The organism is Agromyces mediolanus (genome assembly GCF_044917495.1).
GTDB lineage: Bacteria > Actinomycetota > Actinomycetes > Actinomycetales > Microbacteriaceae > Agromyces > Agromyces mediolanus_B.
Genome location: NZ_JAVSSI010000003.1, coordinates 134,326 through 157,965, shown reverse-complemented (window position 1 = coordinate 157,965; position 23,640 = coordinate 134,326). Strand labels below are relative to the sequence as shown.

The window sequence follows — 23,640 nt, the reverse complement described above, 5'->3', positions numbered from 1 at the left end:
ACGAACCGCCCGCGTCCGGCGGACGCGGGCGGTTCGTGCAGGCGCTGCGGCTCAGACCGCAGCGAGCTCCGGCTCGGACGCGACGGCGACGCCGCGCAGCGCGCGGTTCACCGAGGAGACGACGGCCTTCAGCGAGGCGGTCGAGATGTCGGCGTCGATGCCGACGCCCCAGAGCACCCGGCCTTCGACCTCGAGCTCCACGTACGCCGCCGCGACCGCGTCGCCGCTCGCGGCGAGCGTGTGCTCGACGTAATCGCGGAGCTTCACGTCGACGCCCTCGGCGCCGAGCACCGCGAGGAACGCGGAGATCGGCCCGTTGCCGCTCGCGTCGGCGTCGACCCGCTCCTGCCCGTCGCGGAGCCCGACGCGCACGTTCACGACGCCGTCGAGGGCGCTCTCGGTGCGCAGGCTCAGCAGCTCGAAGCGGCCCCACTTCTCGTCGGGGCGCGACTCGGGCGCCGGGAGGTACTCGTCGGTGAAGATCCGCCAGATCTCCTCGCTCGTGACCTCGCCGCCCTCGGCGTCGGTCTTCGCCTGGACGACCCCGGAGAACTCGATCTGCAGCCGCCGCGGCAGTTCGAGGGCGTGATCGCTCTTCAGGAGGTACGCGACCCCGCCCTTGCCCGACTGCGAGTTGACCCGGATGACGGCCTCGTAGCTGCGCCCCAGGTCCTTCGGATCGACCGGCAGGTACGGCACCGCCCACTCGAGCTCGTCGACGCTGACGCCGGCCGCCTCGGCCTTCGCCTCCATCGCCTCGAAGCCCTTCTTGATGGCGTCCTGGTGCGAACCGCTGAACGCCGTGTAGACGAGGTCGCCCGCCCAGGGGCTGCGCTCGTGCACGGGCAGCTGGTTGCAGTACTCGGCGGTGCGCTTGATCTCGTCGAGGTCGCTGAAGTCGATCTGCGGATCGATGCCCTGCGTGAACAGGTTGATGCCGAGCGCGACGAGGTCGACGTTGCCGGTGCGCTCGCCGTTGCCGAACAGGCAGCCCTCGATGCGGTCGGCCCCGGCGAGGTAGCCGAGCTCCGCCGCCGCGATCGCGGTGCCGCGGTCGTTGTGCGGGTGCAGCGACAGGATGACGTTCTCGCGGTGCGCGAGGTGGCGGCTCATCCACTCGATCGAGTCGGCGTACACGTTCGGCGACGCCATCTCGACCGTCGCGGGCAGGTTGATGATGACCTTCCGCTCGGGCGTCGGCTCGAACACCTCGAGCACCTGGTTGCACACGTCGACCGCGAACTCGAGCTCGGTGCCGGTGTAGCTCTCGGGCGAGTACTCGTAGTAGACGGCGGTGTCCGGGATCGTCGACTCCATCTCGCGGCACTTGCGCGCGCCGTGCAGGGCGATGTCGATGATGCCCTGGCGGTCGGTGCGGAACACGACCTCGCGCTGCAGCACGCTCGTCGAGTTGTAGAGGTGCACGATCGCCTGCTTCGCGCCGGCGATGGCCTCGTAGGTGCGCTCGATCAGGTGGTCGCGCGCCTGGGTCAGCACCTGGATGGTGACGTCGTCGGGGATCGCGCCGTCGTCGATGAGCTGGCGGACGAAGTCGAAGTCGGTCTGGCTCGCGCTCGGGAAGCCGACCTCGATCTCCTTGTAGCCCATCTTCACGAGCAGCTCGAACATGACCCGCTTGCGCTCGGGGCTCATCGGGTCGATGAGGGCCTGGTTGCCGTCGCGGAGGTCGACCGCGCACCAGCGCGGCGCCTCGGTGATGCGCCGATCGGGCCAGGTGCGGTCGGGCAGCTCGACGCGGAGCTGCTCGTGGTACGGACGGTACCGGTGCACGGGCATCGGGGACGGCTTCTGGGTGTTCTGCATGGTGCTCTCTTCTCGCTTCAGTCCGGTGGCAGCCGACGACGAACTCCGCAGCGAGGGAGGCCTAAGACGAGGACTCGCTGCGGCAGCTAAGGAGAAGCAGGCCGTGAAGCACGGAACCAGGGTAGCACCGCGACGGAGAAGGGCGGAACCGGAGCATCCCCCACGGAGCTCCGGTCCCGCCCGGGCGGGCACCCCCCTGGTGCCCGGTCTGGTGGCCGGTCGGCCTGCCCCGCTCAGTCGGTGGCGAGGGCGACGACCGGCGAGACGCGCACCGCGCGTCGGGCCGGGGCGATCGAGGCGATCGCCGTGAGCAGGCCGGCGGCGACGATCAGGATGCCGATCATCGCCCACGGGATGCCGGGGAAGATGAACACCGGCTCACCCTGCGCACCGCCGAGCAGCGCCTGCGCGCCCGCCCAGCCGTAGACGAATCCGAGCACGAGCCCGGTGATCGTCGCCGCGATCGTGAGCGCCGCCGCCTCCGCGATGATCATGCCGCGCAGCTGGCGCGCCTCGAAGCCGAGCGCGCGGAGCAGCCCGAGCTCGCGGGTGCGCTGGAGCACGCTGAGCGAGAGGGTGTTCACCATGCCGATCGCGGCGATGAGCGCGCTGAAGCCGATCAGCACCGCGAAGACCGCGATCGTGACGTTCAGCATGCCTTCGACGCCCGCGAAGACCTCCGGCTGCGCCTCGATCGCCGCGTGGATCATGGCGCGGTACGACTCCATCGTCACCGAGAAGGTCGTCACGAGCGTGACGCCGATCACGAGTCCGATGGTCATGCGGGACGAGCGCTCGGGGTTGCGGACGGCGTTCTCGGCGGCGAGCCTGGCCGCCGGGGTGCGGCCGAAGATGCGGCCGACGAGCCGGAGCACGGGCGGCATGACGAGGTGCGCGGCGAGCACGACCCCCGAGAAGGAGAGGACGCCGCCGAGCAGCCCGATGAGGACGCCCTCCGGGCGCACCAGCCCGACGACGATGCCGGCCGCGAGCAGTCCAGCGCCGAGCACGATGAGCACGACGGCGGCGATGTTGCGGCCGCGCCGGCGGACGAGCTCCTCGCGGTCCGACTCGACCGACTGGCCGATCGCCTCGATCGGCCGCACCCGCAGCACGCGACGCGAGCCGACCCACGAGGCGAGCCAGGTGGTGAGGACGACGGCGATCGCCGGAAGCAGCACCGAGACGTTGACGTACTGGTACGCGACATCGGGCATGACCCCGGTCGTGACGGCGACGCGCTGGAGACCGAACGCGGCGAGCGTGCCGAGCACGATCCCGATGGCTGCGCCCGCGAAGCCGACCGCGAGCCCCTCCCGGGCGATGCGACCGCGCTCGGCGCGCGCCGAGGAGCCGATGAGGCGGAGCAGCGCGATGAGCCTCGTCCGTCCGGCCACGACGGTGGCGACGGTGTTCGAGGTGACGATCGCGCTCACGTAGATCGCGATCACGATGAACACCCACGCGAGCACCTGCAGCATGAGCGCCACGGTGTCGCTGTCCCCGGTGACCGAGTCGGCGGCGATCGCGACGGCGAGCATGCCGGTGACGTGGAGCAGCAGGACGCCGAAGGTCCCGGCGAGCACCGCGACGAGGAGCGTGGGCACCTGGTCTTTCAGTCGGGCGCGCATCAGGCCGCGGTCTCCATGGAGAGCATGAACGTCGCGATCTCCTCGGGCGTGGACCGGCCCGCGTCGCGCACGATCCGCCCGTCGGCGAGGTAGAGGATGCGGTCCGCGTGGCTCGCCGCGATCGGGTCGTGGGTGACCATCGCGATCGACTGGCCGTAGCCCGCGCTCGCTCCGGCGAGGAGCCCGAGGACCTCGCGCCCGGTGCGGGAGTCGAGGTTGCCGGTGGGCTCGTCGGCGAAGACGAGGTCGGGGCGGGTCGCGAGCGCGCGGGCGATCGCGACGCGCTGCTGCTGACCGCCCGAGAGCTCGTGCGGCCGGTGCCCGAGCCGATCCTTCAAGCCGAGCACCTCGTAGAGCTCCTCGATCCACATGCGCTCGTCGAGACTGGGCTTCCGCCCGTCGAGCTCGAAGGGCAGCAGCACGTTGCCGCGCACGTCGAGCGTGGGCACGAGGTTGAAGGACTGGAAGATGAAGCCGACCCGGCGGCGGCGGAGCACGGTGAGCGCACTGTCGGGCAGCGAGGTGATCTCGGTGTCGCCGAGCCACACCTGGCCCGAGCTCGGGGTGTCGAGGCCGGCCATGATGTGCATCAGCGTCGACTTGCCGGAGCCGGACGGGCCCATGATGGCGGTGAACTCGCCCCGGCGCAGGCCGAGCGAGACGTCGTCGAGCGCGGTGACCTGGCCGGAGCCGCTGCCGTAGCGCTTGCCGAGAGTGGCGACGCGGGCGATGAGACCGAGGTCTGAGGGTTGGATCTGCATGTCTTCGACGCTACGGATCCGTGCCCGACCGGGGCATCCGGCCGGCGGATGGTCTGCCGTCATCCTGCAGGATGACCGTGGATCCGTCGCAGGTCGGCGTGCCGCTGCCGGATACGCCTCAGAGCTCGTGCTCGTAGGCGAAGACGACGAGCTGCACCCGGTCGCGGAGGCCGAGCTTCGCGAGGATGCGGCTGACGTGCGTCTTCACGGTCGCCTCGCTCAGGTACTCGCTCGCCGCGATCTCGGAGTTCGAGAGCCCCTTCGCCGCGAGGGCGAAGATCTCGCGCTCGCGCGGGGTCAGCTCGCCCCAGGCGGGCGGCGCCGGGCTCCGCTCGCTGCCCCGCCCGGCGTGGGCGATGAGGTTCCGCGTGGCGTTCGCCGCGATGACCGCGTTGCCCTGATGCACGGTGCGGATCGCGGCGAGCAGGAACTCCGGGTCGGCGTCCTTCAGGACGAAACCGCTCGCCCCGGCCCGGATGGCGCGCGCCGCGTTCTCGTCGAGGTCGAAGGTCGTGAGGACGAGCACCCGCGGTGCCGGGTAGCCGCCGCGGTCCGCATCGGCGATGATCCGCTCGGTCGCGGCGATCCCGTCGAGCACCGGCATCCGCACGTCCATCAGCACCACATCGGGTCGGGCGCGGGCCGCGAGGGCGGCGCCCGCGGCGCCGTCGGCCGCCTCCCCGGCGAAGGAGAGGTCGGGCTGCGATTCGATCAGCATGCGGATGCCCGCGCGGAACAGGGCCTGGTCGTCGATCAGGCAGACACGGATCTCGGTCATCTGGCGCTCCCCTGCTGGGCCGGGATCCGGGCGATCACCCGGAACCGGTCGTCATCGGTCTCGATCGTGAGCTGTCCGCCGGTGAGCTGCGCGCGCTCGCGCATGCCGGGGATGCCGTGGCGCGCGCCGCGCCCGCCCGATCCCGCGTCGCCCGGACGGACGTGGTTCGTGACGGTGGCGACGACGCCGGCCGGGTCCCAGTCGAGCACGACCCCCACCGGCTGCGCCGCGTCGCCGTGCCGGAGCGCGTTGGTGAGCGCCTCCTGCACGATGCGGTAGACGGCGATCTGATGCCCGGTGCCGAGCTCGACGCGCGGACCGCGCTCCACCAGCTCGACGTCGAGGCCGGCGGTGCGGAGCTGCGCGAGCAGCTCCCCGAGGTCGTCGAGCACCGGCTGCGGGGTATCGGTCTCCGCGTGGCGGAGTTCGGCGAGGAGCATCCGCACGTCCCCGAGCGCGCCGCGCGCGACGCCCGCGATCGTGCCGAGCGCCTCGACCGCGGTCTCCGGCCGGGTGCGTGCGGCGAAGCGGGCGCCGTCCGCCTGCGCGATGACGACGGCGAGCGAGTGCGCGACGACGTCGTGCATGTCGCGGGCGATGCGGTTGCGCTCCTGCTCGACGACGTAGCGGTACTCGGCGAGCTCGCGCTCGCGCAGCGCCACCTCCTCGCGGCGGCTGATCTCGCGCGAATCCCGGACGGCCCGGACGAGGAGTCCGGCGGTCCAGCTGAGGACGAGCACCGAGATCGCCGCGATGAACGCCACGCCGAGCCACAGGGTGAGCGCGACCGCGTTGTCCGGGGCGAAGAGGAACTCGCTCTGCGCGAGCGCCGGCTTCAGCAGTCCGAGGTACAGCGTCGCGACGACGGAGCCGACGCCCGCGGAGGCGAGGCCGAGCCACTTCACGATCGGCATACCGTGGGCGGCCGTCGTGTACAGCACCCCGAGCACCGCGACGTCGTACAGCTGGAGATCGCGGAGCGCTCCCATCTGCACGACGGCGGCGATCCACGCGATGCCGAGCGACCAGCCGGGCGAGAGTCGACGCACCGCGAGGGCGCCGGCGAAGCCGGCGAGGGCGAGGAGGTCGACGACGTTGCCGAGGAGCGCGAGCGGGAGGCAGAGCAGCGCGAAGACGCCGGCGAGGACGATGTCGGTCGTCAACCGCCCCCGGCTCAGAGTCGTGCGCATCGAACCACCGTACGCCCCGCTCCCCCGCAGCTCACGCCGATCGGCCCGGAATCATCCTCGAGACGGACCGTCGGGGCATCCGCCCGCCGTCCGCACGCCGGCCTCAGAAGCCGAGGCGGCCGAGCTGCTTCGGATCGCGCTGCCAGTCCTTCGCGACCTTCACGTGCAGCGCCAGGTAGACCTTGCGGCCGAGCAGCCGCTCGATCTCGGCGCGCGCAGCGGCGCCGACCTCCTTCAGCCGGGCGCCGCCCTTGCCGATGATGATGCCCTTCTGGCTGTCGCGCTCGACGATGAGGTTCGCGTAGACCTCGACGAGGTCCTTGTCGTCCCGCTCGATGAGGTCGTCGACCGTCACCGCGATCGAGTGCGGCAGCTCGTCGGAGACGCCCTCGAGGGCCGCCTCGCGGACGTACTCGGCGATCCGCTCGGTGACGTCCTCGTCGGTCGTCGCCTCCTCCGGGTAGAGCGGCTGGCTCGACGCCGGCATGAGCGCGAGCAGCTCGTCGACCAGCACGTCGAGCTGCTCGCCCCGGGGCGCCGAGACGGGCACGATCGCGTCCCACTCGCGCAGCCCGGACACGGCGAGGAGCTGCTCGGCGACCTTCGCCTTCGAGGTCGCGTCGGTCTTCGTGACGATCGCGACCTTCTTCGCCCGCGGGTACTGCTCGAGCTGCTCGTTGATGAAGCGGTCGCCCGGGCCGATCGGCTCGTTCGCCGGCACGCAGAAGGCGATCACGTCGACGTCGCCGAGCGTCGTCTGCACGAGGGCGTTCAGCCGCTCGCCGAGCAGGGTGCGGGGCCGGTGCAGGCCCGGCGTGTCGACGAGGATCAGCTGGCCGTGCGGCCGATGGACGATGCCGCGGATGGCCCGACGGGTGGTCTGCGGCTTCGAGCTCGTGATCGCGACCTTCTCGCCGACGAGCGCGTTCGTGAGCGTCGACTTGCCGACGTTCGGCCGGCCGACGAAGGAGGCGAATCCTGCACGGTACTCAGTCACGGTGGTGCTCCTGTTCTGCGTCGCCCGCGAAGGCGGCGGTCGCGTCGAGCAGCGCGGCGTCGGCCTGCACGAGCACGGTCGCGATCCGCCTGCGTCGGCCCTCGGTGCGCTCGGCCTCGAGCTCGAGCCCGCTGGTCGTCGCCCGGTCGCCGGACTGCGGCAGCCGGCCGAGCGCCTTCGCGAGCAGGCCGCCGACGGTGTCGACGTCCTCGTCCTCCAGTTCGAGTCCGAAGAGCTCGCCGAGCTCGTCGATCGCGAGCCTGGCGCTCACCCGGTAGCGTCCGTCGCCGAGGGCCTCGACCTCCGGGGCCTCACGATCGTACTCGTCGGAGATGTCGCCGACGAGCTCCTCGATCAGATCCTCCATCGTCGCGAGCCCGGCGATGCCGCCGTACTCGTCGACGACCATCGCGAGGTGGTTCGAGTTCGTCTGCATCTGCCGGAGCAGGGCGTCGGCCTTCATCGAGTCCGGCACGAACTCGGCCGGGCGCGCGAGCTCGCCGACGGTCAGCCCCTCGGCGTCGAGGGGACGCTCGAAGCCGAGCTTCGCGAGATCGCGGAGGTACAGGATGCCCGTCACGTCGTCGGAGTCGAGCCCGATCACGGGGATGCGCGAATAGCCCGCCTTCAGGAAGACGCTCATCGCCTGCGGCAGGTGCGCCGTCGCGTCGATCGTGACCATGTCGGTGCGCGGCACCATCACCTCGCGCACGACCGTGTCGTTGAACTCGAAGATCGAGTGGATGAGCTCCCGGTCGCCCTCCTCGAGCACGTCGAGCTCCGTCGCCTCGTCGACCATGCTGAGCAGCTGCTCCTCGCTCGAGACGCCCGCGAAGCGGATGCGGCCCGGCGTCACCCGGTTGCCGAGCTGCACGAGGGCCCCGGCGAGCGGGCCGAGCAGCACCCGCAGGAAGTGCACGAGCGGGGCCGTCAGCCGGAGGACGAGCGCCGAATGGGCCCGCCCGACGCTGCGCGGGCTCGCACCGACGAGCACGAACGAGACCGCCGTCATGATGAGCGCCGACCACAGCAGCACGAGCCAGGGGTTGTCGAGGATGCTCGCGAACGCGAGGGTCACGAGCACCGCGGCCGTGGTCTCGGCGAGGATGCGCATGAAGTTCACGGCGTTGACGTGGGCGCCGGTGTCGTCGGCGATGGCCGCGAGCGAGCGCTTCGCCCGGGCGCGCTCGGCGAGTTCGGCGATGTCGGCGCGCGAGCTCGAGCCGATCGCGGAGTCGACGGCCGCCATCAGGCCGCCGAAGGCGACGAGGACGAAGGCGGCGACGAGGAAGTACCAGGGTTCCATCGCTAGCGGCGTCGCTCCTGCATCGCGAACCCGACGAGGATGTCGCGCTGGATGCCGAACATCTCCTTCTCCTCGGCGGGCTCGGCGTGGTCGAAGCCGAGCAGGTGCAGGATGCCGTGCGCGGTGAGCAGGAGGAGCTCGTCGGTGACGGTGTGCCCCGCCGCCTTCGCCTGCGACTCGGCCACCTGCGGGCAGAGCACGATGTCGCCGAGGAGGCCGGGCGGGGTCGGCTGGTCCTCCGAGCCCGGACGGAGCTCGTCCATCGGGAAGCTCAGGACGTCGGTCGGCCCCGGCTCATCCATCCATTGCACGTGCAACTGCTCCATCGCGCCCTCGTCGACGAGGACGATCGCGAGCTCCGCATCCGCGTGCACGTGCATCGCGTAGAGCGCGTAGACGGCGAGCCGCTGGATGGCGGCCTCGTCGACCTCGATCGCCGACTCGTTGTTGATCTCGATGCTCATGCCTCGGTCACTTCGCCTTTCTCGGCAGGTGGTCTCTGGGCCCGCCGCTCGCGCCGCGTCCGCGGCGCTCGGCGCGGTTCGCGAACTCGCGGGCCTCGGCCCGCTCGTAGCGCTGTGCCTGCTGGCGCTGGTCGAACTCCGTGTACGCGTCGACGATGCGGCCGACGAGGGTGTGCCGCACGACGTCGTCGCTCGTCAGCCGGGAGAAGGCGATGTCGTCGATGCCGTCGAGGATGCGGGTGACGATGCGCAGGCCGGACGCCCCGCCGGGCAGGTCGATCTGGGTGATGTCCCCCGTGACGACCATCTTCGAGCCGAAGCCGAGCCGGGTGAGGAACATCTTCATCTGCTCGGGCGTCGTGTTCTGCGCCTCGTCGAGCACGACGAACGAGTCGTTCAGGGTGCGCCCGCGCATGTACGCGAGCGGCGCGACCTCGACCGTGCCCGAGGCGAGCAGCTTCGGCACGAGCTCCGGGTCCATCATCTCGTTGAGCGCGTCGTAGAGCGGGCGCAGGTACGGGTCGATCTTGTCGGTGAGCGTGCCCGGCAGGAAGCCGAGCCGCTCGCCCGCCTCCACCGCCGGACGGGTGAGGATGATGCGGCTGACCTCCTTGCGCTGCAGCGCCTGCACGGCCTTCGCCATCGCCAGGTAGGTCTTGCCGGTGCCCGCGGGCCCGATGCCAAACACGATGGTGTGCTCGTCGATCGCGTCGACGTAGGCGCGCTGTCCCTCGGTCTTCGGGCGGATCTGCTTGCCGCGGCTCGCCACGATCACCTGTCCGAGCAGTTCCGAGGGCTTCGCGCCGGGGTCGTGCTTGAGGATGCGGGCCGAGCTCGTCACCTCGGTCGTCGTCGGGTCCTGGTCGCGGCGGACGAGCGCGAGCAGCTCCTCGATCAGCCGGCGCGCGCGGAGGCGCTCGGTCTCCTCGCCGCGGATCGAGATCTGGTTGCCGCGCACGTGCACGGTGACGCCCGGGTACTCGCGCTGGATCTGGGCGAGCAGGCGGTCCTGCGGTCCGAGGAGGCGCACCATCTCGATGCCGTCGATGCGGAGCAGCTCCTCGTCGGGGCGGGGACGCTCGTCGGCGTCCAGGTCATTCATCGGCTCAGCCGGCAAGCGTGCGCTCCTCGAGGCCTCCGGCGAGGACGTGCGCGTGCACGTGGAACACGGTCTGGCCCGCGCCCGCACCGGTGTTGAAGATGAGTCGGAACTGGCCGTCGGCGAGCTCCTCCGCGACACCGTGCGCGACCTCGACGAGCTCGGCGAGGAGTGCGGGGTCGCCCGCGGCCAGTTCGGTGACGTCGCGGTAGTCGCCCCGCTTCGGGGTTACGACGACGTGGACGGGCGCCTGCGGTGCGATGTCCCGGAACGCGATGACCCGATCGGTCTCGGCGACGATCGTCGCGGGGATCTCACGGGCGGCGATGCGCTCGAAGACGGTGGGGTCGGCGGCCTGGGCGGTCATGGGTCCATCGTAGCGACGGATGACTCACCACCGCCCGAGTCGTGCGCTGAGCAGCGCGATCGCCGCGGGGCCGGCCGTGGAGGTGCGCAGCACGTTCGGCCCGAGCCGCACCGGCTCCGCGCCCGCCGCGGTGAGCCGGGCGAGCTCCTCGGGCGCGACGCCGCCCTCGGGCCCGACGAGGAGCGCGAGCTCGCGCTCGTCGAGCTCGAGCTCCGTCAGGCGCGCCTCGGCACTCGGCTCGAGCACGAGGAGACGCGCCCCCGCGAGGAGCCCGGCGAGCCCCGCCGTCGGGGTCGCCGCCTCGACGGCCGGCACGCGCGAGCGGATGGACTGCTTGCTCGCCTCCCGGGCGATCGTCGCCCACCGCTGCCGCCCCTTCTCGGCCTTGGGTCCGTCCCATCGGGACACGGAGCGGGCGGCGGCCCACGGCACGATGCGATCGACGCCGAGCTCGGTCGCGGCCTGCACGGCGAGTTCGTCGCGATCGCCCTTCGCGAGCGCCTGCACCAGCACCAGGGCGGGCCGCGGCGGCTCCTCGAACGAGACCTCCGCCGCCTCGACGGTGAGCTCGCCGGACTCGCTCGCGACGACCTCGCCGCGCACGACCGTGCCCCGCCCGTCGCCGACGGCGATCCGCTCGCCGACGCGCACCCGGGCGACCTGCAGCGCGTGCCGAGCCTCCGGGCCCGTCAGCCGCACCACATCGCCCGGGGCGACCGAGCCGAAGTCGGCGCCCTCGTCGAGGTAGAGGCTCGCCATCTCAGCCGAGGAACCGGTCGCGGAGCTTCGCGAAGAGCCCCTGCTGGAAGTGCGCGAGCTCCGGCTCCTTCTGCTTGCGGGAGCCCGCGAGCTTCTCGACGAGCTCGCGCTCCTTGCCGGAGAGCTTCGTCGGGGTGAGCACGTGCACGCCGATCCGCAGGTCGCCGCGCCCGTTGCCACGGAGCCGCGTGACGCCGCGGTCCTTCACGGTGAGCACCTCGCCCGACTGCAGCCCGGGCTTCAGCTCGAGCTCGACGTCGCCGTCGAGGGCGTGGACCGTCGTGCTCGTGCCGAGGATCGCGTCGGTCATCGCGACCTCGAGGGTGCAGAGCAGGTCGTCGCCGTCACGGCTGAACACGTCGTGCGTCTTCACCTTCATCTCGAGGTAGAGGTCGCCGTTCGGGCCGCCGGCGGGGCCGGCCTCGCCCGAGCCCGGCATCTGCAGGCGGAGCCCGGTGTCGACGCCGGCGGGGATGTCGACCGGCACCGTGCGGCGCGCCCGGACCCGGCCCTGGCCCTGGCAGCTCACGCAGGGCGTGGCGATGATCGTGCCGTAGCCGCGGCACGAGCCGCAGGGGCTCGCGGTCACGACGTTGCCGAGGAGCGAGCGCACCGTGCGCTGGATCTGCCCGGTGCCGTGGCAGATGTCGCACGTGACGGGCGAGGTCCCCGGCGCGCAGCAGCTGCCCTGGCAGGTCTCGCAGACGACGGCCGTGTCGACCTCGAGCTCGCGGTGCGTGCCGAAGATGACCTCCTCGAGGCCGAGCTCGACCCGGATGAGCGCATCCTGCCCGCGCTCGCGCCGGGAGCGCGGCCCCCGGCTCTGCTGACCGCCGCCGAAGAAGGTCTCGAAGATGTCGCCGAACCCGCCGAATCCGGCCTGGCCGCCGAAGCCGCCCTGACCGCCGAGGTCGTACTGCTGGCGCTGCTTGGGGTCGGACAGCACGTCGTAGGCGTGCGTCACCTCCTTGAAGCGCTCGGACGCCTCGGCCCCGGGGTTCACGTCGGGGTGCAGCTCGCGGGCGAGCCGTCGGTACGCCTTCTTGATCTCGTCAGGGGTGGCGTCGCGGGAGACGCCGAGGACCTCGTAGTGGTCTGCCACGGAGGGCGGTTCCTTTCGATGGGTGCCGGGGGCCGGCGGGTCGATGAGGGCGGCGGGTCAGTGCTCGCCGAGCGCTCGGGAGAGGTAGCGGGCGACCGCGCGCACCGCCGCCATGCTCGTGGTGTAGTCCATCCGGGTCGGACCGACGACCCCGAGCCGCGACAGGTCGCGCCCGGCCACGGCGAAGGAGCTCGCGACGACCGAGGTCTCGCCGAGCCCGAACGGCGCGTTCTCGCGGCCGATGCTGACGGCGACGCCGTGCTGGTGGTCGGCCGCCATCTCGCCGAAGAGCTTCAGCAGCACGACCTGCTCCTCGATGGCCTCGATGACGCCGAGGATCGACCCGGCGAAGTCCTGCTCGGTGCGGACGAGGTTCGCAGCTCCCGCGACGACGAGGCGGTCGCCGCGCTGCACGCGCGCCTGCTCGGCGAGCGTCGTGGCGAGGGTGTGCAGCACCTCGGCGTGGCGCGGGTCGAGCTCGGGGACCTCCCCGGACAGCGCCTGCGCGGCCTCGGCGAGCGTCCGCCCCGCGGCGAGCTCGTTGAAGCGGGTGCGGAGCGCGGCGAGCGTCTCGTCGTCCACCGGCGAGACGAGCTCGGCGACGCGCTGCTCCACCTGGCCGGAATCGGTGATCAGGATGCAGAGCACGCGCTCCGGCGCGAGCGAGACGAGCTCGACGTGCCGCACCCGCGAGCTCGCGAAGCTCGGGTACTGGACGACCGCGAGCTGGTTCGTGAGCTGGGCGATGAGCCGGACGGTGCGGGCGAGGAGCTCGTCGAGGTCGCTCGACTCCCCGAGGAAGGTCTCGATGGCGTGCCGCTGGGCCTGGCTCAGCGGGCGCAGCTCGCTCAGCTGGTCGACGAAGACGCGGTAGCCCTTGTCGGTGGGGATGCGCCCAGAGGAGGTGTGCGGTGCCGCGATCAGCTCCTCCTCCTCGAGCAGCGCCATGTCGTTGCGGATGGTCGCGGCGGAGACGCCGAAGGCGTGTCGCTCGACGATCGTCTTCGACCCGACGGGCTCGCGGGAGGCGACGTAGTCCTGCACGATCGCACGGAGCACGGCGAGTCCTCGATCGGAGACCATCTGCCCCACCTCCCGTCGATTGGCACTCGTCTTCTCGGAGTGCCAATCCTACCGCGACATCCTGCGCCTCGGGCATTGCGACGCCCCACGCGCGGCGCTACGGTGATCCCGAGTCCGCGAGCCGTCCCCCGAACGGGTCTGCACGAGCCGCGGCCGATCCCCAGCCCCGAAAGGCAAACGCCATGACCGACCCCAACGCACAGACGCCCGACCCGAACGTGCCGCCCCAGCAGCCCGTCCCGCCGCAGCCGGCCGCCACCGCCGGGCCGCTCCCGCAGGACCAGGACATCCAGTGGGCCTCCTTCGCCCACCTCGGCGGCATCCTCGGCTTCCTGCCCTCGCTCATCATCTGGCTGGTGTTCAAGGACCGCGGCCAGTTCACGAACGTCGAGGCGAAGGAGGCGCTGAACTTCCAGATCACGATGCTCATCGGCTACGTCATCGGCGCCGTGCTCTCGATCATCCTCATCGGCGGCCTCATCTCGCTCGCCGTGTGGGTCATCTCCATCGTCTTCTCGATCATCGCCTTCCTCCGCGTGAAGGACGGCCAGCACTACCGCTACCCCTTCGCCCTCCGGCTCATCAAGTAGGCACGAGGCCGCACCGACCGCGCCCGCCGCGGTCCGTGCGCAGACGGCGCGCCGGACGGACCTACCGCCCGGCGCGCCGTTTCTGCCAGCATGGAAGCGATCCGACCATCCACCGCCCCGGCGGTGCAGCCGAGGAGGCAACCCATGACCGACGTGCCCACCCCGCCGACCCCGCCGACGCCGCCTCCCCCCGGACCGCCGGCCCCGCCGCCCGGCAACCCCTACCAGCAGACGCAGCCGCTCAGCCCGGCCGACGAGAAGCTCTGGGCGACGCTCGTGCACATCGGCGGCATCTTCTTCGGCTTCATCCCGGCGCTGCTCGGCTACCTGCTGCTGAAGGACAAGGGCCCGTTCGTGCGCGCGCACACCGCCACGGCGCTGAACTTCCAGATCACGATGCTCATCGCGAGCGTGGTCGGCGGCGTGCTCTCGATCGTCATCATCGGCTTCTTCGTGCTCGCCGCGGTCGCCGTCGTGGTGATCGTGTTCAGCATCATCGCCGCGATCAAGGCGAACCAGGGGCAGCCGTACAGCTACCCGCTGACGATCAAGTTCGTCAGCTGAGCCGAGGCTCCGCGGAATCGCCCGTCTCCCCAGCGGAGGCGGGCGATTCGCCGTTTCGGCAGCGCCGCGATCCTCCGGCGAGCCGCAGTCTTCCGGCGCGACGCAGACTTCCGGCGTTCCGGCGCGGCCGCAGTCTTCCCGCGCGACCTCAGTCGAGGAGGCGGCGGACGACGGCGTCGGCGAGCAGGCGCCCGCGACGGGTCAGGGTGAGCCGCCCGGCGAGCGCCGCGCGCGGATCGACGAGTTCGTCGGCGATGAGCCCGGCGACCGCGCGGCGCCCGGACTCGCCGAGGGAGGCGATCTCGAGGCCCTCCCGGATGCGGGTGCCGAGGAGCACCCGCTCCGTCTCCCGCGTCGGGGCGTCGAGGGTCTCGCGTCCGACGGCCGGCGAGACGCCCGCCGCGATCCGATCGGCGTAGGCCGCGGGATGCTTCGCATTCCACCAGCGCACCCCGCCCACGTGGCTGTGCGCCCCGGGCCCGACGCCCCACCAGTCGTCGCCGCGCCAGTAGCCGAGGTTGTGCCGGGAGCGGTGCTCGTCGCCGCGCGCCCAGTTGCTCACCTCGTACCAGCCGTAGCCGGCGGCCTCGAGCAGCTCGTCGGCGAGCTCGTACATGTCGGCCGCGAGATCATCGTCCGGCGCCGCCAGCTCGCCCCGCCGCACCTGCCGGGCGAGCTTCGTGCCGTCCTCGACGATGAGCGAGTACGCGCTCAGGTGATCGGGGGCCGCGGCGATCGCCGCCTCGAGGCTCGTGCGCCAGTCGTCCAGCCGCTCCCCCGGCGTCGAGTAGATGAGGTCGAGGCTCACGTCGAGTCCGGCCTCGCGGGCCCACCCGACGACGAGCGGCACCCGGGCCGGGTCGTGCGTGCGGTCGAGCGTCGCGAGCACGCTCGGCACCGCCGACTGCATGCCGAAGGAGACCCGGGTGAACCCGCCGTCACGCAGCTCGGCGAGGTAGCCGGCGTCGACCGAGTCCGGGTTCGCCTCGCTCGTCACCTCGGCGCCGTCCTCGATCCCGAAGGTCTCGCGCGCGGCATCCAGCATCTCGACGAGCTGCGCGGCCGGCAGCAGCGTCGGCGTCCCGCCGCCGAAGAACACGGTGCGGAGCGGCCGCGACGGCAGACCGGATGCCTCGAGCGCACGCGCCCCGAAGCGGAGCTCGCCGATCGCCTGCTCGGCGTAGTCCGCCTGCCGGGCGCCGCGCAGCTCGCTTGCGGTGTAGGTGTTGAAGTCGCAGTATCCGCAGCGGACGCGGCAGAACGGCACATGCACGTAGAGGCCGAGCGCGCGCTCGGCGGCGCCCTCGGCGGCGTGGCCGGGCAGCAGGCCGTCGGCGGGCGCGGGGTCGCCGAGCGGGAGCGGTCCGCCCACGGCTCAGACGAAGGCGGGATGCAGCGCGCGCAGCTCCCGCTGGGTGAGCTCCCGCCGCCGACGGCGGACGGCCGGAGCGACGACGGCGCGCGCGCCGCCCGCGGTCTGCAGCACCGATCGGATGACGAGCCAGACGCTGTCGTCGTCGCGGCGCTCGAGCACGAACGACTCCTCGCCGCTCTCCTCGCCGTCGGCCGTCGTGCCGTAGGCGAAGCCGATGCGATCGGGCTCGTCGATGACGTACACGACGAGCACGTGCGTGTCGTGATGACCGAACCGGCGCTGCGAGCGCAGCGTCGCCGTCATCCCCGCGGCGAGGTACGGAGTGCCGTCCGCGGCGAAGCGCTGCTCCGTGTGCGGCTGCGCGCCCGCCGCGGGAGCACCCTCGGCGTCGTAGGCGATGCCCGTGTACTGGGTGCCGGTGCCCGCGGTCACGTCGAGCACCTCGAAGCCCGCGCCGCGCTGCACGCCCCAGGTCATGAGCTCCTCGGCGGCCTTCTCGAACCGCTCCCGGCCGGAGCCGATCTTGACGCTGTCCTCCGCCGGGCGGTAGCCCTCCGGCGGGTAGCGGAGCAGATCGGGCGCCTGCGTGGCCCCGATCGCCCCGTACGTCACCGACTGGTCGGTGAACGAGCTCCGTCGCTTCATGACGCGCTCCCTACTTCTTCTTTCCGTCCTTGGCGGACTCGGTGTCTCCCGAGAGCGCGGCGATGAACGCCTCCTGGGGGACCTCGACGCGCCCGACCATCTTCATGCGCTTCTTGCCCTCCTTCTGCTTCTCGAGGAGCTTCCGCTTGCGGCTGATGTCGCCGCCGTAGCACTTCGCGAGCACGTCCTTGCGCATCGCGCGGATGGACTCGCGGGCGATGATGCGGGCGCCGATCGCGGCCTGGATCGGCACCTCGAACTGCTGGCGCGGGATGAGCTCGCGGAGCCGCCCCGTCATCAGCACGCCGTAGGCGTAGGCCTTGTCGCGGTGCACGATGGCGCTGAACGCGTCGACCTGCTCGCCCTGCAGCAGGATGTCGACCTTCACGAGGTCGGCGGCCTGGTCGCCGGACGGCTCGTAGTCGAGCGAGGCGTAGCCCGCGGTCTTCGACTTCAGCTGGTCGAAGAAGTCGAACACGATCTCGCCGAGCGGGATGTTGTAGCGGATCTCGACCCGGTCCTCGCCGAGGTACTCCATGCCGAGCAGCGTGCCGCGGCGGGACTGGCAGAGCTCCATGATCGTGCCGACGTAGTCCTTCGGCGCGAGGATCGCGGCGCGCACCATCGGCTCGCGCACCTCGGCGATCTTGCCGCCCGTCGGGAACTCGCTCGGGTTCGTCACGGTGACGGTCTTCTTGTCTTCCGTGGTCACCTCGTAGACCACCGACGGGGCCGTCGCGATGATGTCGAGCCCGAACTCGCGCTGCAGCCGCTCGGTCACGATCTCCAGGTGCAGGAGTCCGAGGAAGCCGGCGCGGAAGCCGAAGCCGAGGGCGACGGAGGTCTCGGGCTCGTAGACGAGCGCGGCATCCGACAGCTTCAGCTTGTCGAGCGCCTCACGGAGCTCCGGGTAGTCGCTGCCGTCGATCGGGTACAGGCCCGAGAAGACCATCGGCAGCGGTTCGGTGTAGCCGGCGAGCGGCTCGCCCGCGGGCTTCACCGCCGTGGTGACGGTGTCGCCGACCTTCGACTGGCGCACGTCCTTCACGCCGGTGATGAGGTAGCCGACCTCCCCGACGCCGAGCCCCTTCGTGGGCGTCGGCTCGGGCGCGCTCACGCCGATCTCGAGGATCTCGTGGGTCGCCTTCGTCGACATCATCTGGATGCGCTCGCGCGGGTTCAACTGGCCGTCGACCATGCGCACGTAGGTGACGACGCCGCGGTAGCTGTCGTAGACCGAGTCGAAGATCATCGCGCGGGGCGGGGCGTCGGCGTCGCCGACGGGGGCGGGGATGCGCTCGACGACCCGGTCGAGGAGCGCCTCGACGCCGAGGCCGGTCTTGCCCGAGACCTTCAGCACGTCCTCCGGCGAGCCGCCGATGAGCTCGGCGAGCTCGCGCGCGTACTTCTCCGGCTCCGCGGCGGGCAGGTCGATCTTGTTCAGCACGGGGATGATCTCGAGGTCGTTCTCGAGAGCGAGGTACAGGTTCGCGAGCGTCTGCGCCTCGATGCCCTGCGCGGCGTCGACGAGCAGGATGGCGCCCTCGCAGGCCGCGAGCGAGCGGGAGACCTCGTAGCTGAAGTCGACGTGACCGGGCGTGTCGATCATGTTGAGCGCGTAGGCCACGTCGCGTCCCGAGTCGTCGGCCACGGCCCACGGCATCCGCACCGCCTGGCTCTTGATCGTGATGCCGCGCTCGCGCTCGATGTCCATCCGATCGAGGTACTGCGCCCGCATGTCGCGGTCGGAGACGATCCCAGTGATCTGCAGCATCCGGTCGGCGAGGGTCGACTTGCCGTGGTCGATGTGCGCGATGATGCAGAAATTGCGGATCAGCGCAGGGTCGGTGGCAGCAGGCACCGGCGGGTTCACAGCTCTCGGAGACATCGGTCGATTCTCCCATGACTTCGGGTGCGACTTTCGACGGATGCCCCGGTCAGGCCGCCGGGGCTACGCTGAGGCGCATCATGGCCGTCCTCGAAGCCCCCGCCGACGAGCGGGTGCAGCCCTCCGCGCTGCGCCCGGTCTTCATCGCGCTCCGCGCGGGGCTGCACGTGCTCGTCGTGGGCCTCGCACTCTTCGTCGTCGTCCGCGCCCTGCTCGCCGACGACGGCCTCGAGGTGCCGGTGACGGTGCTCGCGATCGTCTTCCTGGCCTGGTACGGGGCCGGCGTCGCCGCCGCGCACCGCCATCTGCCGGTCTGGGCGCGCGTGCTCTGGCTCATCGGCCTGCTCTCGCTCTGGGCCGCGCTCAGCGTGCTGACGCCCGACGCGGCCTTCCTCGCGTTCCCGCTCTTCTTCCTCGAGCTGCACGTGCTCGCGGCATCCATCGCCGTCCCGCTCGTCGTCGTCACCTTCGCCATCTCGGTCGCGAGCACCACGATGCACCTCGGCTTCGAGCCCGGCAGCGTGCTCGGCCCGTTCATCAGCGCCGGCGTCGCGATCGTCATCGGCCTCGGCTACCGGGCGATGGCGCAGGAGACCCGGGAGCGCCAGGCCCTGATCCTCGACCTCATGGCCACCCGCGAGGAGCTCGCCGCGGCGAGCCGCGAGGCCGGCACGAAGGCGGAGCGCGAACGGCTCGCCCGCGAGATCCACGACACCGTCGCGCAGGGACTGTCGAGCATCCAGATGCTGCTCCACGCGGCCGAGCGCGACGTGCAGGATGAGCGCACCCGGGAGCGGCTCGAGCTCGCCCGGGAGACCGCCGCGGAGAACCTGCGCGAGACGCGCCGGTTCATCCGGGAGCTCACCCCGGCCCCGCTCGACGGCCGCGGGCTGCCCGCCGCCCTGCAGCGCCTCGTCGACGCCGCGAACGCGCAGGCGAGCCAGTCGGGCTCCCCGCTCCGGGCGAGCTTCACGACGAGCGGTGAGGCCGGCCCGCTGCCGATGGCCGTCGAGGCGACGCTGCTCCGGATCGCGCAGGGCTCCCTCGCGAACGTCGTCGCCCACGCGAACGCCGCGCACGCGGAGCTCACCCTGAGCTTCCTCGGCGACGAGGTCGCGCTCGACGTCGTCGACGACGGCGTCGGCTTCGATCCGCGCAAGGTCGGCGCGGGAGACGGATTCGGGCTGCCCGCGATCCGGCGCCGCGCCGAGCGGCTCGGCGGCACCGCCGATGTCGAGTCCGCGCCCGGCGAAGGCACCGCCGTGGTCGTGCGCATCCCGGTGGTGACGGCATGATCCGACTGATGCTCGCCGACGACCACCCCGTGGTGCGGGCCGGCATCCGCGCGATGCTCGAGGCCGATCCCGAGCTCGGCGTCGTCGCGGAGGCTGGGACCGCGGCCGAGGCGGTCCGCCTCGCCGAGGCGGGCGGGGTCGACCTGGTGCTGATGGACCTGCAGTTCCCCGGCGAACTCCAGGGCGCCGAAGCGACCCGCCGCATCCGTGCGCTCCCCGACGCTCCGCGCGTGCTCGTGCTGACGAACTACGACACGGACGCAGACATCCTCGGCGCCATCGAGGCGGGCGCGAGCGGCTATCTGCTGAAGGATGCCCCGCCCGAGGAGCTGCTCGCCGCGGTCCGTCTCGCGGCGGCCGGCGAAGCGGCGCTCGCACCGGCCGTCTCATCGCGGCTCGCCGCCGCGGAGGGTGCCGAGCAGCGCCTGACCGCACGCGAGGCGGAGGTGCTCACGCTCGTCGCCGAAGGGCGCTCGAACCGCGACATCGGTCGCGCCCTCTTCCTCAGCGAGGCGACGGTGAAGAGCCACCTCGTGCACATCTTCACGAAGCTCGGCGTCGGCTCACGCACCGCGGCGGTCGCCCGCGCCCGCGAGCTCGGCGCGATCCGGGCGGGGTGACCATGGCTCGCGCGCGCGTCGTGCTCGTGCACGGCATCCGCACCTCGGCGACGATGTGGCGCGCGCAGCTCGACGCGCTCGCGCGCCACGACGTCGAGGCCGTCGCCGTGGACCTGCCCGGGCACGGCAGCCGGATCGGGGAGCCGTTCACGCTCGATGCCGCGATCGGCACGATCGCGGACGCGCTCCGGCCGGACTCGCTCGACGCAGGCCCGCTCCGCCCGGACTCGCACCGCGCGGACGCGCTCCGGCCGGACTCGCTCCGCGGCGACACGACCTCGGACGGGGACGCGACACCGGGCGGCGGCGACGGACCAGCCGCGCCCAGAAGCCCCACCCCGCGGCTCCTCGTCGGCCTGAGCCTCGGCGGCTACCTCGCGGTCGAGGCCGCGGCCCGGCACCCGGTGCTGCTCGACGGGCTCGTGGCGGCGTCCTGCGGCACGCGGCCCCGCGGCGTCGGCCTCCGCGGCTACCTCGCGCTCGCCGACGCGATCGGCCGACTTCCCGACCGCGGACGCCGGCTCAACGACGGCTTCGTGCGCCTCATGCTCTCCCCCGCCGCGGCGCGCGACGTCGTCGCCGGCGGGGTCGCGCTCGACGTCATGCGGCCGGCGCTCACCGCTGTCGGCACGATCGACCTCGAGGCATCCCTCCGCGCCGTGCGCTGTCCGGTGTGGCTCGTGAACGGGCGGCTCGACCACTTCCGGCTGGAGGAGCGCCGTCTCGCCGGCGCGGTGGCCGACGGCCGACTCGTCGTCGTGCCGGGGGCCACGCATCTCGTGAGCCTCAGCCGACCCGAGGCGTTCACCGCGGTCGTGCTCGACGCCGTCGCCGAGCTCGAACGGCGCGCGGCCGTGCGCCCGCGCTCGCCGCGATCCGATCGCAGCGGCCGCTGACCCTGCACCGGCCTCCGATCCGCGCCGGCCGCTGACCGTGCGCCGGCCGCTGACCCTGCGCCGGCCCCCGATCCGCGCCGGCCCCTGACCCTGTGCCTGCCTCTGATCCGCGCCGTACGGGACCTCGACACCCGTCCGGCCGCTTTGGTACCGCCAGGGTGGAACTGGTATCGTTGCCTGTTGGCTTGCGTGTGGGTCCCACCCCGCACGAAACGTCGCGGCGGCCCCTCTACCGTTCGCGGCACATCCCGTACCGCACGACAACGAAAGAATCCACGTGGCAAACATCAAGTCGCAGATCAAGCGCATCCGCACCAACCGCAAGGCCGAGGAGCGCAACAAGGCCGTCAAGAGCGAGCTCAAGACCGTCGTCCGCGCTGCGCGCGAGGCGATCGCCGGTGGCGACAAGGACAAGGCGACCGCCGCCGTTCGCGTCGCGAACCGCAAGCTGGACAAGGCCGTCTCCAAGGGCGTCATCCACAAGAACCAGGCCGCGAACCGCAAGTCGGCGATCGCGAAGCAGGCCGCCGCGCTCTGAGTCGCAGCAGTTTCCTCGAAGGCCCCGCTCCGGCGGGGCCTTCGTCGTTCCCAGCCCCGCCCCCGCACTACGTCCCACCCCGCCCGCCCGCCCGCGCCTGCCCAGCCCACACTCGCCCGGCCCCGGCCGGCCCTCCCGCGCCGCGCCTTGCCATCCCCGCCCGCGCCGCGCCTTGCCGCTCCCGCCCGCGCCCCGCTCTGCGAGGTGCACGACGAATCGCGGGGCGCGCACGTCTGCGGCGGCGCGCCGCTCCATTCGTCGTGCACCTCGCAGCGCTGCGGGTGGCGCGAGTGGCCGCCGGAGGCGGAGACGGAGGCGGAGACGGAGACGGAGGCGGCAGGCGCGGGGGCCGACCGGCGTGCGGAGGCAGGCGCGGGGGCGGGCTGGGGCGCGGGGGCGACGAGGAGCAGCGGCAGCGGGGGCGGAGCCGGGCGCCGGGCCGGAGCCGGCGTCGATGATGCGCGCTGGGCGACCCCTCGGCTCAGGCCCGGCCGCGCGCGGCGATGATGCCGATGAGTCGCTCGAGCGCGAACACCGGATCGCGCTCGGCGCCCTTCACGGCGGCGTCGGTCGCCGCCAGGGCCTCGATGGTGCGGGCGAGGCCGGCGTCGTCCCAGCCGGCGAGGTCGCGACGCGCACGATCGACCTGCCACGGCGCCATGCCGAGGGAGGAGGCGAGCTGCGCGCCGCCGCCGCGCGCGCCGGACACCTTCGCCATCGTGCGCACCTTCATCGCGAACGCGGCGACGATCGGCACCGGGTCGGCCCCGCTGTCGAGCGCGTGCCTGAGCGCGATCAGCGCTTCGCCGTGACGACCGGCGAGGGCGGCGTCGGCGACAGTGAACGCGGTCGTCTCGACCCGGCCGCCGTAGTACTTGGCGACGAGCTTCTCGTCGATGTCACCCGGGGAGTCCGCCATCAACTGGCGGCACGCCGCCGAGAGCTCGGCAAGGTCGTCACTGAAGGCGGCGACGAGCGCCCGGAGCGCCGTCGGGCTCACCTTGCGCCCGGCGGTGCGGAACTCCGTCGCAGCGAAATCCTGCTTCTCGGCGTCCTTCTTCAGCTCCGCGCAGACGATCTCGATGCCACCGCCGGATCCGGCCCGGATGGCGTCGAGGAGCTTCTTGCCGCGCTGGCCGCTGCGATGGCGGAGCACGAGGGTCGTCGACTCCGCGGTCTGCTCGAGGTAGTCGAGCGCGTCGAGGAGGAAGTCGTCGCTGGCCTTCTCGACCCCGCTCACGCGGATGAGGCGCGGCTCGCCGAAGAGCGACGGGCTCGCGAGGGTCAGCAGCTCGCCGCGCCGATACGCATCGGCCTCGAGGTCGCTCACCTCGAGCGCCGGATCCTCGGCGCGGAGGAAGTCGCGCAGCATGCCGATGGCGCGCTCGGCGAGCACGTCCTCCGGACCGGCGACGAGGACGACCGGCGCGGGCCGGACGGCGTTCCACGCGAGCTGCGGGATGGCCGCCTTCGCCTTCGGTGCGGCGCGTGCCGCGGTGCGTGCCGCCACAGTCTCCTCCTGCCCGGCGGGATGCGCCGGCTCGACCTCCAAGTCTAGGCCGGAGTCTACGGCGACCCGCCGTCACCGATGCCGAACGGCCGGTGACGCTCATCCGAGGTGGCACCTCGCCCGCCACCATCGGCAGCGCCCCATCGGCCAGGGCCCCGGCGCCGCGCTCGCCCCAGAGCCGGAGCGCCCCGTCGTCGGCTGCGAGGAACACCGTCCCCATGAGATCGGTGCGGGCCACGCGCGCGCCCTGCCGCTCGAGCAGTTCGAGCAGACTCGCGGTGGGGTGTCCGTAGCCGTTGTCCGCGCCGACGCCGATGAGGCCGACCGCGGCACCGATCCGCTCGTACAGGCCGTCGTG

The 23,640-nt window shown here is 72.3% G+C and carries 23 protein-coding genes; 6 read left to right on the top strand and 17 right to left on the bottom strand.

All coding sequences use genetic code 11. From position 1 onward, the window contains the following. Positions 1-51: 51 nt before the first annotated feature. The 13 genes from leuA to hrcA form a co-directional block, all read right to left on the bottom strand. Complete coding sequence (gene leuA, locus ROT00_RS06055) at positions 52-1,824, bottom strand: 2-isopropylmalate synthase (RefSeq protein WP_404773171.1); 1,773 nt, start codon at positions 1,822-1,824, stop codon at positions 52-54. A 233-nt stretch (positions 1,825-2,057) separates the two neighbouring features. Further along, the gene (locus tag ROT00_RS06050; protein WP_404773169.1) at positions 2,058-3,455 is read right to left on the bottom strand and encodes an ABC transporter permease; all 1,398 of its coding nucleotides are present in this window, start codon (positions 3,453-3,455) and stop codon (positions 2,058-2,060) included. After that, positions 3,455-4,216: an ABC transporter ATP-binding protein gene (locus ROT00_RS06045; RefSeq protein ID WP_404773167.1), complete on the bottom strand. Its 762-nt coding sequence runs from the start codon at positions 4,214-4,216 to the stop codon at positions 3,455-3,457. Before ROT00_RS06045 ends, ROT00_RS06050 begins: the two co-directional genes overlap by 1 nt. Before the next feature lie 118 nt (positions 4,217-4,334). After that, a complete protein-coding gene (locus ROT00_RS06040) occupies positions 4,335-4,994 on the bottom strand; it encodes a response regulator (protein WP_404773165.1) in 660 nt (219 codons plus the stop codon). Then, complete coding sequence (locus ROT00_RS06035) at positions 4,991-6,184, bottom strand: sensor histidine kinase (protein ID WP_404773163.1); 1,194 nt, start codon at positions 6,182-6,184, stop codon at positions 4,991-4,993. Before ROT00_RS06035 ends, ROT00_RS06040 begins: the two co-directional genes overlap by 4 nt. Positions 6,185-6,287: 103 nt before the next feature. After that, on the bottom strand, positions 6,288-7,181 hold the full coding sequence (gene era, locus ROT00_RS06030) for a GTPase Era (RefSeq protein ID WP_404773161.1): 894 nt from the start codon (positions 7,179-7,181) through the stop codon (positions 6,288-6,290). Beyond that, the gene (locus ROT00_RS06025) at positions 7,174-8,487 is read right to left on the bottom strand and encodes a hemolysin family protein (protein ID WP_404773159.1); all 1,314 of its coding nucleotides are present in this window, start codon (positions 8,485-8,487) and stop codon (positions 7,174-7,176) included. Before ROT00_RS06025 ends, era begins: the two co-directional genes overlap by 8 nt. Before the next feature lie 2 nt (positions 8,488-8,489). Beyond that, the gene (ybeY, locus tag ROT00_RS06020; RefSeq protein WP_404773158.1) at positions 8,490-8,951 is read right to left on the bottom strand and encodes an rRNA maturation RNase YbeY; all 462 of its coding nucleotides are present in this window, start codon (positions 8,949-8,951) and stop codon (positions 8,490-8,492) included. Positions 8,952-8,958: 7 nt separating this feature from the next. Then, positions 8,959-10,053, bottom strand: coding sequence for a PhoH family protein (locus tag ROT00_RS06015; RefSeq protein WP_404773156.1), 1,095 nt, complete (start codon positions 10,051-10,053; stop codon positions 8,959-8,961). A 4-nt stretch (positions 10,054-10,057) separates the two neighbouring features. After that, a complete protein-coding gene (locus ROT00_RS06010; protein ID WP_404773154.1) occupies positions 10,058-10,417 on the bottom strand; it encodes a histidine triad nucleotide-binding protein in 360 nt (119 codons plus the stop codon). Positions 10,418-10,441: 24 nt separating this feature from the next. Beyond that, positions 10,442-11,176, bottom strand: coding sequence for a 16S rRNA (uracil(1498)-N(3))-methyltransferase (locus ROT00_RS06005; protein ID WP_404773153.1), 735 nt, complete (start codon positions 11,174-11,176; stop codon positions 10,442-10,444). Between the two features lies 1 nt (position 11,177). Next, a complete protein-coding gene (dnaJ, locus tag ROT00_RS06000) occupies positions 11,178-12,278 on the bottom strand; it encodes a molecular chaperone DnaJ (protein WP_404773151.1) in 1,101 nt (366 codons plus the stop codon). A gap of 57 nt (positions 12,279-12,335) precedes the next feature. After that, the gene (gene hrcA, locus ROT00_RS05995; RefSeq protein ID WP_404773149.1) at positions 12,336-13,361 is read right to left on the bottom strand and encodes a heat-inducible transcriptional repressor HrcA; all 1,026 of its coding nucleotides are present in this window, start codon (positions 13,359-13,361) and stop codon (positions 12,336-12,338) included. Positions 13,362-13,543: 182 nt separating this feature from the next. Between hrcA and ROT00_RS05990 the strand changes: the two genes are divergently transcribed. After that, on the top strand, positions 13,544-13,951 hold the full coding sequence (locus ROT00_RS05990) for a DUF4870 domain-containing protein (RefSeq protein ID WP_251204650.1): 408 nt from the start codon (positions 13,544-13,546) through the stop codon (positions 13,949-13,951). Positions 13,952-14,095: 144 nt separating this feature from the next. Then, complete coding sequence (locus ROT00_RS05985; RefSeq protein ID WP_404773147.1) at positions 14,096-14,515, top strand: DUF4870 domain-containing protein; 420 nt, start codon at positions 14,096-14,098, stop codon at positions 14,513-14,515. 148 nt (positions 14,516-14,663) lie between these two features. Here the strand turns inward: ROT00_RS05985 and hemW are convergent, their stop codons facing one another. The 3 genes from hemW to lepA are packed head-to-tail and all read right to left on the bottom strand — an operon-like array spanning position 14,664 to position 18,423. Then, positions 14,664-15,887 carry a radical SAM family heme chaperone HemW gene (gene hemW / locus ROT00_RS05980; protein ID WP_404773146.1) on the bottom strand — a complete coding sequence of 408 codons (1,224 nt, stop codon included), beginning with the start codon at positions 15,885-15,887 and terminating at the stop codon, positions 14,664-14,666. Positions 15,888-15,890: 3 nt separating this feature from the next. Next, positions 15,891-16,535: a DUF1990 family protein gene (locus ROT00_RS05975; protein ID WP_404773145.1), complete on the bottom strand. Its 645-nt coding sequence runs from the start codon at positions 16,533-16,535 to the stop codon at positions 15,891-15,893. A 10-nt stretch (positions 16,536-16,545) separates the two neighbouring features. After that, a complete protein-coding gene (lepA, locus tag ROT00_RS05970) occupies positions 16,546-18,423 on the bottom strand; it encodes a translation elongation factor 4 (RefSeq protein WP_404773143.1) in 1,878 nt (625 codons plus the stop codon). Positions 18,424-18,503: 80 nt separating this feature from the next. On the opposite strand from lepA, the gene ROT00_RS05965 reads away from it, so the two are divergent. The 4 genes from ROT00_RS05965 (at position 18,504) to rpsT (ending at position 21,772) form a co-directional block, all read left to right on the top strand. Then, positions 18,504-19,718: a sensor histidine kinase gene (locus tag ROT00_RS05965; RefSeq protein WP_404773141.1), complete on the top strand. Its 1,215-nt coding sequence runs from the start codon at positions 18,504-18,506 to the stop codon at positions 19,716-19,718. Then, positions 19,715-20,338 carry a response regulator gene (locus tag ROT00_RS05960; RefSeq protein WP_404773139.1) on the top strand — a complete coding sequence of 208 codons (624 nt, stop codon included), beginning with the start codon at positions 19,715-19,717 and terminating at the stop codon, positions 20,336-20,338. Before ROT00_RS05965 ends, ROT00_RS05960 begins: the two co-directional genes overlap by 4 nt. A 2-nt stretch (positions 20,339-20,340) precedes the next feature. Next, positions 20,341-21,234 carry an alpha/beta fold hydrolase gene (locus ROT00_RS05955; RefSeq protein WP_404773138.1) on the top strand — a complete coding sequence of 298 codons (894 nt, stop codon included), beginning with the start codon at positions 20,341-20,343 and terminating at the stop codon, positions 21,232-21,234. 277 nt (positions 21,235-21,511) lie between these two features. Next, complete coding sequence (rpsT, locus tag ROT00_RS05950) at positions 21,512-21,772, top strand: 30S ribosomal protein S20 (RefSeq protein WP_189086488.1); 261 nt, start codon at positions 21,512-21,514, stop codon at positions 21,770-21,772. A gap of 481 nt (positions 21,773-22,253) precedes the next feature. On the opposite strand, the gene holA is transcribed toward rpsT, so the two are convergent. After that, positions 22,254-23,282, bottom strand: coding sequence for a DNA polymerase III subunit delta (gene holA / locus ROT00_RS05945; protein ID WP_404773136.1), 1,029 nt, complete (start codon positions 23,280-23,282; stop codon positions 22,254-22,256). Positions 23,283-23,640 lie beyond the last annotated feature (358 nt).